The organism is Streptomyces stelliscabiei (assembly GCF_014873495.1).
Taxonomy (GTDB): Bacteria; Actinomycetota; Actinomycetes; order Streptomycetales; family Streptomycetaceae; genus Streptomyces; species Streptomyces bottropensis.
On record NZ_JADBGF010000001.1, the window covers coordinates 5,112,618 to 5,125,228 of the forward strand.

The 12,611-nt window shown below is 72.7% G+C and carries 15 protein-coding genes and 1 tRNA gene; 12 read left to right on the forward strand and 4 right to left on the reverse strand.

Going from position 1 to position 12,611, the window contains the following annotated elements:
- Positions 1–225 precede the first annotated feature (225 nt).
- From H4687_RS22550 to H4687_RS22560, 3 genes are all read right to left on the reverse strand, one after another.
- A complete protein-coding gene (locus H4687_RS22550; RefSeq protein WP_050398387.1) occupies positions 226–714 on the reverse strand; it encodes a cupin domain-containing protein in 489 nt (162 codons plus the stop codon).
- 151 nt (positions 715–865) lie between these two features.
- The gene (locus H4687_RS22555; protein WP_050398388.1) at positions 866–1,477 is read right to left on the reverse strand and encodes a GNAT family N-acetyltransferase; all 612 of its coding nucleotides are present in this window, start codon (positions 1,475–1,477) and stop codon (positions 866–868) included.
- Positions 1,474–3,747: a penicillin acylase family protein gene (locus H4687_RS22560; protein WP_404819284.1), complete on the reverse strand. Its 2,274-nt coding sequence runs from the start codon at positions 3,745–3,747 to the stop codon at positions 1,474–1,476. Before H4687_RS22560 ends, H4687_RS22555 begins: the two co-directional genes overlap by 4 nt.
- A 122-nt stretch (positions 3,748–3,869) precedes the next feature.
- Here H4687_RS22560 and H4687_RS22565 point away from each other — a divergent pair, with 122 nt between their 5' ends.
- From H4687_RS22565 to H4687_RS22580, 4 genes are all read left to right on the forward strand, one after another.
- Positions 3,870–4,616 (forward strand): siderophore-interacting protein, encoded by a 747-nt coding sequence (locus tag H4687_RS22565; protein WP_192781707.1) that lies wholly within the window; start codon positions 3,870–3,872, stop codon positions 4,614–4,616.
- 64 nt (positions 4,617–4,680) lie between these two features.
- Positions 4,681–5,274: an HhH-GPD-type base excision DNA repair protein gene (locus H4687_RS22570; RefSeq protein ID WP_050398389.1), complete on the forward strand. Its 594-nt coding sequence runs from the start codon at positions 4,681–4,683 to the stop codon at positions 5,272–5,274.
- 351 nt (positions 5,275–5,625) lie between these two features.
- Positions 5,626–5,922, forward strand: coding sequence for a type II toxin-antitoxin system VapB family antitoxin (locus tag H4687_RS22575; protein WP_046914512.1), 297 nt, complete (start codon positions 5,626–5,628; stop codon positions 5,920–5,922).
- Positions 5,923–6,042: 120 nt separating this feature from the next.
- Positions 6,043–6,687 carry a LytR C-terminal domain-containing protein gene (locus tag H4687_RS22580; protein ID WP_046914513.1) on the forward strand — a complete coding sequence of 215 codons (645 nt, stop codon included), beginning with the start codon at positions 6,043–6,045 and terminating at the stop codon, positions 6,685–6,687.
- 25 nt (positions 6,688–6,712) lie between these two features.
- Here H4687_RS22580 and upp read toward each other — a convergent pair whose 3' ends face one another.
- The gene (upp, locus tag H4687_RS22585) at positions 6,713–7,348 is read right to left on the reverse strand and encodes a uracil phosphoribosyltransferase (RefSeq protein WP_028797105.1); all 636 of its coding nucleotides are present in this window, start codon (positions 7,346–7,348) and stop codon (positions 6,713–6,715) included.
- Between the two features lie 623 nt (positions 7,349–7,971).
- Here upp and H4687_RS22590 point away from each other — a divergent pair.
- The 8 genes from H4687_RS22590 (at position 7,972) to H4687_RS22625 (ending at position 12,369) form a co-directional block, all read left to right on the forward strand.
- The gene (locus H4687_RS22590; protein ID WP_167358634.1) at positions 7,972–8,148 is read left to right on the forward strand and encodes a hypothetical protein; all 177 of its coding nucleotides are present in this window, start codon (positions 7,972–7,974) and stop codon (positions 8,146–8,148) included.
- Between the two features lie 342 nt (positions 8,149–8,490).
- A complete protein-coding gene (locus H4687_RS22595) occupies positions 8,491–9,015 on the forward strand; it encodes a tRNA adenosine deaminase-associated protein (RefSeq protein WP_046919220.1) in 525 nt (174 codons plus the stop codon).
- Positions 9,016–9,124: 109 nt separating this feature from the next.
- Positions 9,125–9,664, forward strand: coding sequence for a nucleoside deaminase (locus tag H4687_RS22600; RefSeq protein WP_046919223.1), 540 nt, complete (start codon positions 9,125–9,127; stop codon positions 9,662–9,664).
- Between the two features lie 55 nt (positions 9,665–9,719).
- Positions 9,720–9,804 (forward strand) — tRNA-Ser (locus H4687_RS22605).
- A 275-nt stretch (positions 9,805–10,079) separates the two neighbouring features.
- Positions 10,080–10,562 (forward strand): hypothetical protein, encoded by a 483-nt coding sequence (locus tag H4687_RS22610; protein WP_046919221.1) that lies wholly within the window; start codon positions 10,080–10,082, stop codon positions 10,560–10,562.
- Between the two features lie 197 nt (positions 10,563–10,759).
- The gene (locus H4687_RS22615; protein WP_046919222.1) at positions 10,760–10,936 is read left to right on the forward strand and encodes a hypothetical protein; all 177 of its coding nucleotides are present in this window, start codon (positions 10,760–10,762) and stop codon (positions 10,934–10,936) included.
- Between the two features lie 46 nt (positions 10,937–10,982).
- The gene (locus tag H4687_RS22620) at positions 10,983–11,276 is read left to right on the forward strand and encodes a Dabb family protein (protein WP_050398391.1); all 294 of its coding nucleotides are present in this window, start codon (positions 10,983–10,985) and stop codon (positions 11,274–11,276) included.
- 205 nt (positions 11,277–11,481) lie between these two features.
- Complete coding sequence (locus H4687_RS22625; RefSeq protein WP_050398392.1) at positions 11,482–12,369, forward strand: RNA polymerase sigma factor SigF; 888 nt, start codon at positions 11,482–11,484, stop codon at positions 12,367–12,369.
- Positions 12,370–12,611 lie beyond the last annotated feature (242 nt).

Below are 12,611 nucleotides of genomic sequence, written 5' to 3' on the forward strand. Positions count from 1 at the left end.
CCCGCGCCCCGGTCCCCACCTCTGCCGCTGTTGCCGACCCCGCCCTCGACGGGGCCGCTGTCGCCGCCCCTGTCCTCGACTGGGTCGCTGTACCTGCGTCGGTCCACGTAGTGCTCCGGATCCACGGTCGCCGGCTCTCGGACTCCTCGAACACGTACGGACGCCGCGAACGCCGCGTTCAACGCGATCCGCACCGGCCCGCCCCGCCTCCGGGCACCCCCGAACCTACGCCCGCCCCAGCTCCCCGATCTCGGCGGCCCGGTCCGGGTGGAGCAGCGCCAGTTCCGCCGCGTCCCCGTGCTCGTATCCCCCGAAGGTGAACCCCGGCGCCATCGTGCACCCGAACAGCGTCCAGCCACGGCCGTCTGCGGTGCCCGGGACCCTCGCCCCCATCCAGGTCCCCGCGGGCACGACGTACTGCACGTGCTGCCCGTCGAGCACCCGCGGTCCGAGGATGACGACCCGCGAGGACCCGTCCGGGGCGAGCAGCAGCATCCGGAGCGGGTCGCCGAGGTGGTAGTGCCAGATCTCGTCGCCGGGCAGCCGGTGCAGTGCGGAGTAGTCGCCGGGCTCGGTGGTGAGCAGGGCGACGATCGCGGTCCCCTCCGGCCGCCCGTCGTCCCGCTCGGGCCCCGCCCAGGTCTGCCGGAAACGGCCGCCCTCACGCGGGATGGGCTCCAACGCGTAGTGCGCGATGAGGTCTTCGGGAGTCATCCGCCCGAGGCTACGCCCGCCACCACCGCGTCCGTCACCCCTCCGTCCGTCACCACCGCGTCCGTCCACCACCGCGTCCGTCACCGCGCCCGCCGCCCCGCCGCCCCGCCGCCCGGCCGACCGGCCCACCGGCCCACGACACCGCTAGGGCCTACCAGCCCCGCAGGCTCTCCCTCCGCAGGAACGCCAGCCGGGCCCGCTTCTCGGGCAGGTACACCTCCGGCAGATCGACCTCCGGCAGGACGACGACCGGCCCGCGCTCGAACCCCTGACGGGTGAACCGCGCGATGGCCCGCTCGTTCCGCTCGTCCGGATCGACGACGACCCGTGGCCGGTCCAGCCCGACCAGCACGTACGAGGCGAAGACCGCCAGCACCGAGGACGACCACCCCGGCCGCCCTCCGCCCTCCCCGGCGGGCGCCAGCAGCACATGGACGCCGATGTCCCCGGGCTCGACCTCGTAGGCCTCGCCGACCCGGTCCGCCTCCGGCTCGTAGGTCTGCAGCAGTCCGACCGGCTCGCCGTCGTGCACCGCGAGGTAGGCGTGGTGGGTGTCGTAGGCCGCCAGTCCCTCGTACACCTCCCGGACCTGCTCCTCGGTGAGCCCGTTCATGCCCCAGAACCCGGCCCTCGGCTCACTCACCCAGCCATGGACCACCCCGGCGTCGGCCCTCGCGTCCAACGGCAGGATCCGCACGGTCCCGAACCCGTCGGCCACCTGCTCGTGAACGGCCACCCGGTCGCCGTACGACTCGACGCTCATCGCACTTCTCCTCGCTGTCCTGTTCGCTGTTCGTCGCTGTTTCCCGCCCCACCCGGTGCCGGGTCGTCCCCGTCCTCGCGGGTGAGGCGGTCCCAGTCGGTGACGACCGGGACGAGGTCTCCCCCGAGCCACCGGGGGAGCTGATCGCGGTGATGGGCCGAACCGCTCACGCCGGACGCCCCGAACGGCACCACCCAGAGGCTGTCCTCGCGCCGGGCCAGGTCCCAGACGTAACGGGCGGCCGGGCCGCGCGCGCTGAGATCGGTGACGCCGGGGACGGCGGAGGTGCACAGGACGCAGTCGTGGTCCCCGGCGAGCCCCGGCTCGTCGGGCGTGTCCTTGCCGTCGTCCGGGAGCGCGCGCCACGGCACGAGCCGGTGGCTGTCGCCCCAGGGCCCGATCGCGGCGCCGGCCGCCTCCTCCAACGCCTCGCGCACGAGCGCGGCCCGGTCGATCCCGTACAGTTCCTGCGCCCTGAGCAGATGTTCGAGCGCGAACCCGATCCGCACGGTGAGCGAGAGCCACGGCCGGAAGACCTCGGGGTACGCCGGCGGCACCGCCAGCGCCGCGAACGCGGGCTCCGCCGCGAGCCGCCGTACAACCGCCCCGCGCAGCGCCGCGTACGCCGCCGCGTCGACGCTGTCGGCCTCCATCCGCCGGTCCCAGCGCAGAAGCCGGTCACGGAGCGCGGCCGCGGCCGGGCTGATCCCCGCGGCCGGCCCGGACCCGCGCTCACATCCGCCTCCGGGCCCGCCCTCGGTACCCGGCGTGCCGGGGGCGGTCTCGGCGAGGGCGGTCAGGTGGTCCAACAGGGGCCCGGCGGAAGCGAGATGGGTGTCCATGTGCAGGGCGGGCATCTCCGCGGCGGACCACACCCGCCGCTCGTCCAGCAGCGCGCGGATGCGTTCGGCCCGGTGCGGCGGCGCGAACTCCACGCCCAACGGGGTCGCCGGGCCACGCTGGTTGGCCATCACCGCGACGCCGTCCTCGAACACGCCGTACGGCATCTCGTGCCACCCCTGCCACTCGTGCCCCGGCTCCCAGGCCGCGACGACGCGGGTCCGGTTGTCCCGGCCGCGCACCGGCACCCGCCCCGCCACCCGGTGCAGCACCCCGCCCCGCGTGTCCGCCGCCAGCACGACGTTGACCGGCTCGGCCCACGCGTCGAACGCACGGTCCACCTCGGCGACCTCCCGCGCCCGGAGGAGGGGGAGCAACGCGCTCAGCCCGAGGTCCCCGGTGACACGGGGCGGACAGCGGAGGCTGAGGGGACCGGCCGGACCGGGTTCACCCGTGTCCGGCCCCCCGACGACGACCGGCCCCCGCGCGGTCTCGATCACCTCCACCTCCACCGGCTCCCCGCCCGCGACCTCGATGACCTCCACATGCCGGTGCGCGGCCCGCCACACCCCGTCGGGACCGAGTGCCTCCACGCCGCCGTCCGTGGGCCGCAGCCGCTCCCGGTACAGGTCCTGGTAGTCGGCCATGGCGTTGGTGATGGCCCAGGCCACGTCGCCGGTGTGCCCGAAGTGCGCGATGCCCGGCATACCGGGGACGGCGAGGCCGACGACGTCGAACTCGGGGCAGGAGAGGTGGATCTGCTGGTAGACACCGGGTGCCTCGATGAACCGGTGCGGATCACCGGCGATGACGGCCTGCCCGGTGGCCGTACGGGAGCCGTCGACGAGCCACCCGTTGCTGCCGGCGGTGGCGGGCCCGTCCGTGGCGAACAGCCCGACCGCGTCGGCACCGAGATGCCGTACGGCCTCCTCCCGCCAGAGCTTGGCGGGGAACCCGGCGAACAGGATGTGCGTGGCGAGCCACACACCGAGCGGATGCCAGACCTCCCAGCGCCCGGTCACGAGCCCGGCGCGCTCGAACTCGGGCGCCCGCCGCCCGCCCTCGGCCAGCCCGTCGTTCACACCCTCGACGTACGCGCGGACCCAGTCGGCGGTCTCCGGGTCCGTTCTCTCCAGCCGGTCGAAGCATCTTCGCGCCGTGTCCGCCAGACGGGCCCGCCGCGCGAACCGGTCCCAGCCGAGGGAGTCCACGCCCAGGAAGGCGGCGGTGGTGCCCTGGACCCGATGGCGTTCGACCTCCAGTTGCCAGGCGCGGTCGAGGGCGGTGACCCGGCCCTGGGCGTGGGCGAGAGCGCGGACGTCTGCGGCGCGGAGGTGGGGGATGCCCCAGGCGTCGCGGTACGTCCCGTACGCCTGTGGTCCCTGTGACCCTCGCGCCCCCTGCGATCCCCGGGGTCCATGGCTCGACATGCCCCCTCGGACCTGCTCCCGCCCGCCGATGTCCCGCATTCTCGTCCCCGCTCCCCTCGTGATTTAGGTTAGCCTCACCTAAGCAATCGGTGATCAAAGCGTACGGGAAGGGTGCAGAAGCCATGGGGCAGGGGCACGGTTGGGAGGGAGCGGTCCTCAAACTGCTCCGCGGCAAGGACTTCGTCCTCACGGTGACCGGTGCGGAACAGGTCACCGAGCACTACCGCCGGGTCCACCTCACCGACGGCGGCATGCTCGCGACGACCGGCGTCCACCCGACGATGTGGGTACGCCTGTGGTTCGACGCCGCCGGCAAACCGCACCAGCGGGCCTACACCCTGGTCGACCCCGACCCGGCCACCGGCACCTTCAGCCTGGAGTTCGCCCTCCACGACGGACACGCCAGCGACTGGGCCCGCACCGCGAAGCCCGGCGACACCATCGAGGCCACGGTCCAGGGCACCGCCTTCACCGAGCCCGACCCCACCCCGTCCCACCTCCTCGCCGTCGGCGACCCGGCCTCCCTCCCGGCCCTCAACTCCCTCCTGGGCGCACTCCCGTCGGCCCCGGCGACGATCTGGTTCGAGACGCCGACGGACACCGGGGCCCCCACCCCCGAGGCGGGCGGGCTCCCCCTCCGCCTCGACCCCACCCGCCACGACCTCCGCCCGGTCCCCCGCCAGGACGCCGGCGCCCGCCTCCTCACCCAGGTGAGAGCCGACGCCCCCGCCCTCCTGGCGAACACCCCCACCCCCTACGTCTGGATCGCCTGCGACACCACGACGACCCGCTCCCTGACGACGTACTTCCGCAAGGAACTGGGCGTACCGAAGCAGCGGACGCACGCGCTGGGCTACTGGCGCCCGTGAGGCGGCCGGCGCCCTCGCCCGGGGCCGGGCTGCGGCGGGCCGCCCGGCGGGCGATCATCGGGGCATGAACGTCACCCTTCACCTCGCCCAGGACCCCGAGGCGGACGAGCTCCTCGGGCGCAGTCCGCTCGCCGCGCTGGTCGGCATGCTGCTGGACCAGCAGGTGCCGATGGAGTGGGCGTTCAGGGGCCCGTGGACCATCGCGCACCGGCTCGGCGCGGACGACCTGGACGCCCACGAGATCGCGGCGGCCGACCCGGAGTCGTTCGTCGCGCTGCTGTCGGCCAAACCGGCGGTGCACCGCTACCCCGGTTCCATGGCGAAGCGGATCCAGCAGCTGTGCCAGTACCTCGTCGACCACTACGACGGCGACGCGAGCGCGGTCTGGCAGGACGCGGCGACCGGCGGGGAACTGCTCTCCCGCCTCGAATCCCTCCCCGGCTTCGGCCGCCAGAAGGCCCAGATCTTCCTGGCCCTCCTCGGCAAACAACTCGGCGTCCACCCCACCGGCTGGCGGGAGGCCGCCGGGTCCTACGGCGACCCCGATGCCTTTCGCTCCGTGGCCGACATCAAGGGCCCCGACTCGCTGGCCAAGGTCCGGGCCCACAAGCAGGAGATGAAGGCGGCGGCCAAGGCGGCGAAGGCCTCCGGCAAGTAGCCGCGGAGGCGGAGCCGACGGCCGCGCCCCGGGGCGCGCTCCACCCACGCCACCGGGAGCAGTCGTGGCGCGGCTCCGAAGACTTCCCGGCGACATCGCGGCACCCCTGCGCAGAAGTCCGGACGACGCGACGAGGAACCCCGGCGCGACCGGGGCGACACCCCGGGAGAATCCCCGACCCGCGCCGCGCAGCGGACGCGCCGCACCCCCGAAAGAGCCCCGTCGGGCACCCACGACGGCCACCGGACCCTCACGGAATCACCGGTATGCCCTACTTCGCTCCACCTTTTCCGTCCCCGCACTCCGCCGCCATGGCTGCGCCCGGAACGTCTTGACCGGTAGGCTTTCCGTGTGATCTTCAAGCGCATCGGAAACGGCCGACCGTACCCCGAACACGGCCGGGAAAGCACCCGGCAGTGGGCGGACGTCGCGCCGCGCCCGGTCCGCCTCGATCAGCTCGTGACGACCAAGGGGCAGCTGGACCTGGAGACCCTCCTCGCCGAGGACTCCACGTTCTACGGCGACCTCTTCGCGCACGTGGTGAAGTGGCAGGGCGACCTGTACCTGGAGGACGGCCTCCACCGCGCGGTCCGCGCGGCCCTCCAGCAACGCCAGGTGCTCCACGCCCGCGTCCTGGAACTGGACTAGCCCGCACGGAAGCCGGTTGGCCCTTTCGGGTTGGACCACAGCGCGGTGAATGATCATCTAGTAGGCATCACCGTCCAACGGCACTACGCTGCGCCCATGAGCATGCTGACCCCTCCCGGCATGGGCGGCCAGTACCGGATCACGGGGGACAAGTACCCGAAGCTGCGTCGGCCCAGGAGGCGGCGCAGGCTCGTCCTCGCCGTCCTCGCGTCCGTGACGTCGCTGGGCCTCGTGGGCTGGGGAACCCTGCAGCTCATCGACGTCTTCACCGGTGACGGGGACCAGGCCGCCGCGGCCGGCCCCAAGGCGGACTGCGCGTCCCGCGTGAGCCCGTCCCCCGGAGCGAGCGGACCGGCCGGGAAGTCCGGGGCGTCCGCGAAGGGCTACCCCGCACCGGGCAGGATCACCGTCAACGTCCTCAACGCCACGCCCCGGGCCGGTCTCGCCAAGGAGACCGCCGCCGAGCTGAAGAAGCGTGGCTTCCGCATCGGGAACGTGGGCAACGCGACCAAGGAGTACGACAAGAAGGTCAAGGGCGCCGCGATACTGCTCGGCGCGAAGGCCGCCGCCGACGCGGCGCTGCCCGTCCTCAACACCCAGCTCACCGGGGCGCGGCTGAAGACCGACGGTCGTACGAAGGCCACCGAGGTGGACCTCGTCATCGGCACCGGCTTCAAGGCCCTCAGCAAGCAGAAGGACGCCGACCGGGCCCTGGCCGATCTGACCAGGCCCGAGCCGACGCCCAGCACCACCAGAACCTGCTGACCCCGAAGGCCTACACACGCACGGGCTACTCCGCGGCGCCGTAGAGCCGGTCGCCCGCGTCTCCCAGGCCCGGCACGATGTAGCCGTGCTCGTTGAGGCGCTCGTCGACGGCGGCGGTCACCACCGTCACCGGTGAGCCCGCCAGCTCCCGCTCCATGATCTCGACGCCCTCGGGTGCGGCCAGGAGCACCACGGCGGTCACGTCGTCGGCACCGCGGGCGATCAGCTCGCGGATCGCGGCGACCAGGGTGCCGCCGGTGGCGAGCATGGGGTCGAGGACGTACACCTGACGCCCGGAGAGATCCTCCGGCATGCGGGTGGCGTACGTGGAGGCCTCCAGCGTCTCCTCGTTGCGGATCATGCCGAGGAAGCCCACTTCGGCGGTCGGCAGCAGCCGGACCATGCCGTCGAGCATGCCGAGGCCGGCCCGGAGGATGGGCACCACGAGGGGGCGCGGGTGGGAGAGCTTGACGCCCGTGGTCGACGCGACCGGCGTCGTGATGTCGACCAGCTCGGTGCGCACGTCCCGCGTGGCCTCGTAGGCGAGCAGGGTGACCAGTTCGTCGGCGAGGCGACGGAAGGTCGGGGAGTCGGTGCGCCGGTCGCGCAGCGTGGTGAGCTTGTGGGCGACCAGAGGGTGGTCGACGACGTGGAGACGCATGTCCACAACAGTAACCGGGGCAACAGGCCCGGGCGCCCCCTCACCGTCCCCCACCCGCCGCACCTTTCCGATGGCATCAAACCCGCCATCGGCGGGAAAGTGGGATGAACGGAGCGACGACGGAACGACCGGCGCCTGACGGTGGTGAGCCCATGCCAGACCCGAACAACGCTTCCCCACGTCCCCGGGGCACCCGCACGGGACCCGACCCGGCCGAGCGGCGCAACGCGCCCGACCGGCGGACCGGAAGGTCCGCGCGGACAGCGGGCGGTACGACGCGTACGGCCGAGGGAGCGGAACGACCAGGCGGCCGAGTGACGCCGCAGGCCTCCGCCGGGACGGCCGACCGCACGACGCGGCCGCCCGGCGGTACGGCGCGGACCCCCACCGGGACCGCGCGGGGCGCCGGCCCGCCGGCGCGGACGGGCGGCCGGGCAGCTCGCACGGGCAAGGGACCGGCGCGGACCGCTGAACGGACGGCGCCCCCGGCGGACGAGACGGCGCGGACGACCGGGCGCGCCACGCCCCCGGCGGACAGGACGGGGCGGGGAACCGGAAACGCGGCTCGGGAAGCGGCGGGAAAGGCGCGGGTGGCGGTGCGAGGGGCCGAAGAGGTGGCGGACATGGCTGATGAGGCGCAGGGCGGCGGGCGGGAGAACGAGGCGGCCCGTCGGCGCCGACGGGCACAGTTCCTGCGGGAACTGACGGAGGCGCGGGAGCTGCGCGACCGGGTCCAGCCGCGCCGCGCCAAGGCCGCCCGACTCCGCCACGCCATGCGCATGCGCACCTTCCGCTGGTGACCCGGCCGCCCCGCCCTCTCGGCTCCTCCCCCGCGCCCTCCCCTCCCACGGGACCCGTGCGACGTGTTCGTGGGGCCCGAGTGGGGCGTTCACGGGGTGGCCGTGCATATGCGGCCGGGATCTGCGCGTACGATCCGCTGGTGGCGGCAACAGGTGCCCAGGTGAACGGCGGCCCCACCGGCGATCAAAAGAGCCGGACACAGGGAGCCGAAGACGTCCCCTGAGCGCTCCGTTTCTGCCACGATTCCGAGTGGGTGGGGCTCGGACCGCAAGCCTCCCCATCCACAACGTCCGCCGGGGGGACCCCCGACCGGCACACCTATGACCAGTGGGAGAGTCACGGTGTACTTCGCCGCACTGCTCGCGCGCACCGAAGACGGGTGGGAAGCGAGCGACACAGAGCTCGACGATGTGGAAACCCTGTCGGATCTGGCCGACCTGGCCCGTGAAGCCTCGCCCGGCGACGACACGGTGCTGGTGCTCATCGAGCAGGAGGACGCCTGGTTCGGCGTCGTCCGCATCGATGGCGAGGACGACCCTCGTATCTACGTGTCGGACGCCGCCGCCGCTGCCCGCAGCAGCTACGGCGAGATCCTGCTCACCGACGAACTGCTCGGAAGGGAGCCCGGCGACGACACCGCCGACCTGGAGTCTCTCGATCTCGACGGCACCGAGGACGGCGAGTCCGACGACGAGGACGACGACACGTCCGCCGAGGCCGTGCCGCACAGCCCCGTCGGCGACACCGAGATCCTCGACGACCTGGGGGTGGGCGAGAAGGAGCTGCGCGCTCTCGACGCCGACGACGCCCTCGGCTCGATCGCCGAGGCTCTCGGGGCGTCGGAGGTCCTGGAGACGGTCCGCTGAGTGCGGTGAGTCCGCCGAGTCCATCGGCTGCGTTCCCCCGGTGACCGACGCGACCGACGCGGCGGCACCGGGCGGACCCGATCCCGTCCGTGACCCCTGGCGGTCCGCGATGCGGCTCGCCCTGGCCGAGGCCGGGCGGGCCGCCGAGGGCGGTGACGTCCCGGTCGGCGCGGTCGTCCTGGCCCCGGACGGCACGACCGTCCTCGCCACCGGGCACAACGAACGCGAGGCGACCGGCGACCCGACCGCCCACGCCGAGGTACTGGCCCTGCGCCGGGCGGCCGCCGCCCTGCGGGCTCCCGCGACGCGGACCGCCTCCGGCGAAGACGGCGAGGGCGGCCAGGACGGCGACGGGGTCAAGGGCGGTGACGGGGTCAGGGGCGGTGACGGCAGACGACCGGGCGAATGGCGGCTGACCGGCTGCACCCTGGTCGTGACCCTCGAACCCTGCACGATGTGCGCGGGCGCGCTCGTGCAGTCCCGGATCGACCGGGTCGTCTACGGCGCCCGCGACGAGAAGGCCGGCGCCACCGGCTCCGTCTGGGACGTCGTACGCGACCGGCGCCTCAACCACCGCCCCGAGGTCGTCGAAGGCGTCCTCGCCGACGACTGCGCCCGGCTCCTCACCGAGTTCTTCCGCACCCGCTGAGACCCCCTCGATACCGATTTCAAAGCACGCCCCACCTTGCTGTAAGGTCTCCCTCGGTAGCGTGTCCGAGCGGCCGAAGGAGCTCGCCTCGAAAGCGAGTGTGGCGCAAGTCACCGAGGGTTCAAATCCCTCCGCTACCGCAGAAGAAGGGCCCGGTCCATTGGACCGGGCCCTTCGCGTTTGAGGCGTTGAGGCGTTGAGACGGTGAGGCGTGTGGGGGGCGGCATTTCGAGGCGGCCGACGCGCTCCCGAGCACCTGGGCATGCACACCCGGCGCGCCGGCACAACCCGGGAATCGCCGGAACAGTGATCCCCGTCCCCCGTGCTTGTCTTGGGGCGGCGCCGCCGGGTTCGGCACGCGGTGCCCACAGCTGAGCCGTACACGCTGTCCGTCGCCCGAGGGGAAGTCCTTGACATGATCAGTCGTCCACTGGCCAGAGCAGCCTGCACCGCCGCCGCCGGCCTGCTGCTGGCAGGCGGAGTCGTCGTCGCCGCGCCGGGCACGGCACTGGCGGCCCGGTCCGATTGCGAACGTGGGGCCAACGGCTTCCGCGACATCTCCGACAGTCTGGTCGGTGTGCCTGCCGGCCCGGCGGACAAGACCCTGCGCTCCGACCCGCAGGGGCTGTCCGGGCGGATCAGTCTGCGGGCCACCACCATCGACGGTCGGGTCCACGGATTCGCCGCGCTCTCGGCCCCGCGTGTGGGAGACGAGATCTGGATGGACTGGACGCTCAACGGCAGGGACGTCCACGTCCAGTGCGGCCCCTTCCGGGCAAGCCGGGACGGCCAGCCCCTGACCAGCGCCGCGAAGGTGACGGACAACAGCCCGAACTACCGGTTCCGTGCCTGCGGCGGCGGGGGCGGCCAGGCGGTGCAGTGCACGGACTGGTGGTAGCCGAACCGGCGGGCCCACCTCCGCGCTCCGGCATCCGTGGATGCCGGAGCGCGGTGTCGTACCGCCGGCAGCGCGAACAGGCCCCTCGAAGCCCGAGGTCCGGCGTCTCTCCTGCGAACGCATGATCGGGTTACACTCGCCGCCGACAAAGAGGGACCGACAGGGCCCATGGGGCACAAGAGGCGGGGGAGGCCGCGGTGGCGGTGCAGGGGAAGAAGATCGCGCTGTATGTGCTCGTGGTCTTCGTGCTCTACGTGATCATCACGGACCCGGCCAAGGCCGCCGACTACGTCCAGATAGGGTTCGAGGGCGTCTCCAACGCCGCCCAGTCCGTCGGCGACTTCTTCACCTGGATCGCCGACGGGGCCGAGTAGCCCCCGCCCCGTACCCCGTACCCCGTACGACCCTTCCGGAGCACCCATGATCCGCCACCTGGTCCTCTTCAAGCTCAACGAGGGCGTCGAGCGCGACGACCCGCGGGTCGTGCGGGGTGAGGGCGCCTTCCGCGCACTGGACGGCACGATCGCGGAGATCCGCTCCTGGGAACTGGGCTGGAACCTCAGCGACCGCCCCATCGCCTACGACTTCGCGATCAACTCCGCGTTCGACGACCTGGACGGCCTGCGCGCCTACGCCGAGCACCCGGACCACCAGGCGGGCGTGGCGCTGTGGCGCGAGTTCGCCACGTGGGTCGTCGCCGACTACGAGTTCTGAGCCGTAGGGCCGTTCGTCCCCGCGCACGCGCCGCTCGTTCCGCACCACCCGCCCCTCCCACTCCGCCCCGCACTCGAACAGTGCGGGGTTTTTTGCACCCGATTGCCCCTCATGCTCTCCACTCATGTTCAACACGGGTATATGCGGTGCTTGATCACAGTGCACATGTCTTGTGATGCTATGACCGCTTTTGACGGTTGAGTTGATGGATGAAGAGGTGGCGTTGACCGTGTCGGCCAGTACTGCGCCTCCCCAGGAAGAAGTCCCGGCTCCCGAGCCCGCGTCGGCCCAGGTCGCCGCCCAGGCCACCGCACCCGCCCCGGAGAAACGTCGCGGCGCCGACACCCGGGCCCTCACCCAGGTGCTGTTCGGTGAGCTGAAGCATCTGGCGCCGGGCACTCCGGAGCACAACCGCGTGCGCGGGGCGCTCATCGAGGCGAACCTCCCGCTCGTGCGCTACGCGGCCGCCCGTTTCCGCTCCCGCAACGAGCCCATGGAGGACGTCATCCAGGTCGGGACCATCGGGCTGATCAACGCCATCGACCGGTTCGACCCGGACCGGGGCGTGCAGTTCCCGACCTTCGCGATGCCGACCGTCATCGGCGAGATCAAGCGGTACTTCCGCGACAACGTGCGCACGGTCCACGTCCCGCGCCGGCTGCACGAGCTGTGGGTCCAGGTGAACAGCGCGACCGAGGACCTCACCACCGCCTTCGGGCGCACCCCCTCCACCGCCGAGATCGCCGAACGGCTGCGCATCACCGAGGAGGAGGTCCTGTCCTGCATCGAGGCGGGCCGGTCGTACCACGCGACCTCGCTGGAGGCCGCCCAGGAGGGTGACGGAATGCCGGGGCTGCTCGACCGGCTCGGCTACGAGGACCCGGAGCTGGACGGCGTCGAACACCGCGACCTCGTACGGCACCTCCTCGTCCAGCTGCCCGAGCGCGAGCAGCGGATCCTGCTGCTGCGCTACTACAGCAACCTCACGCAGTCACAGATCAGCGCCGAGCTGGGGGTCTCCCAGATGCACGTGTCCCGGCTGCTGGCCCGCAGCTTCGCGCGGCTGCGCTCGGCCAACCGGATCGAGGCGTAGCGCTCAGCGAGGGTGCCGGAGGCCTCCTGCTCATCGGCCGGTTTCCGGGTGACCTTCGGTAACCACACACCCCCCGCGCCTTCCCGGATGGACCATGGGGCACGCGGGGCGCACGATGGCAGGCGGGGCGCACAGAATCGGCCAGCGGTGCGCGTGCGCAGGCCATGGGCCTGTCCGAATGCGCTGTCGAAGTGTCACCGTCGAGAGCGAATCGCTTTTTGACGGTCTTTCCGGCAGAACTG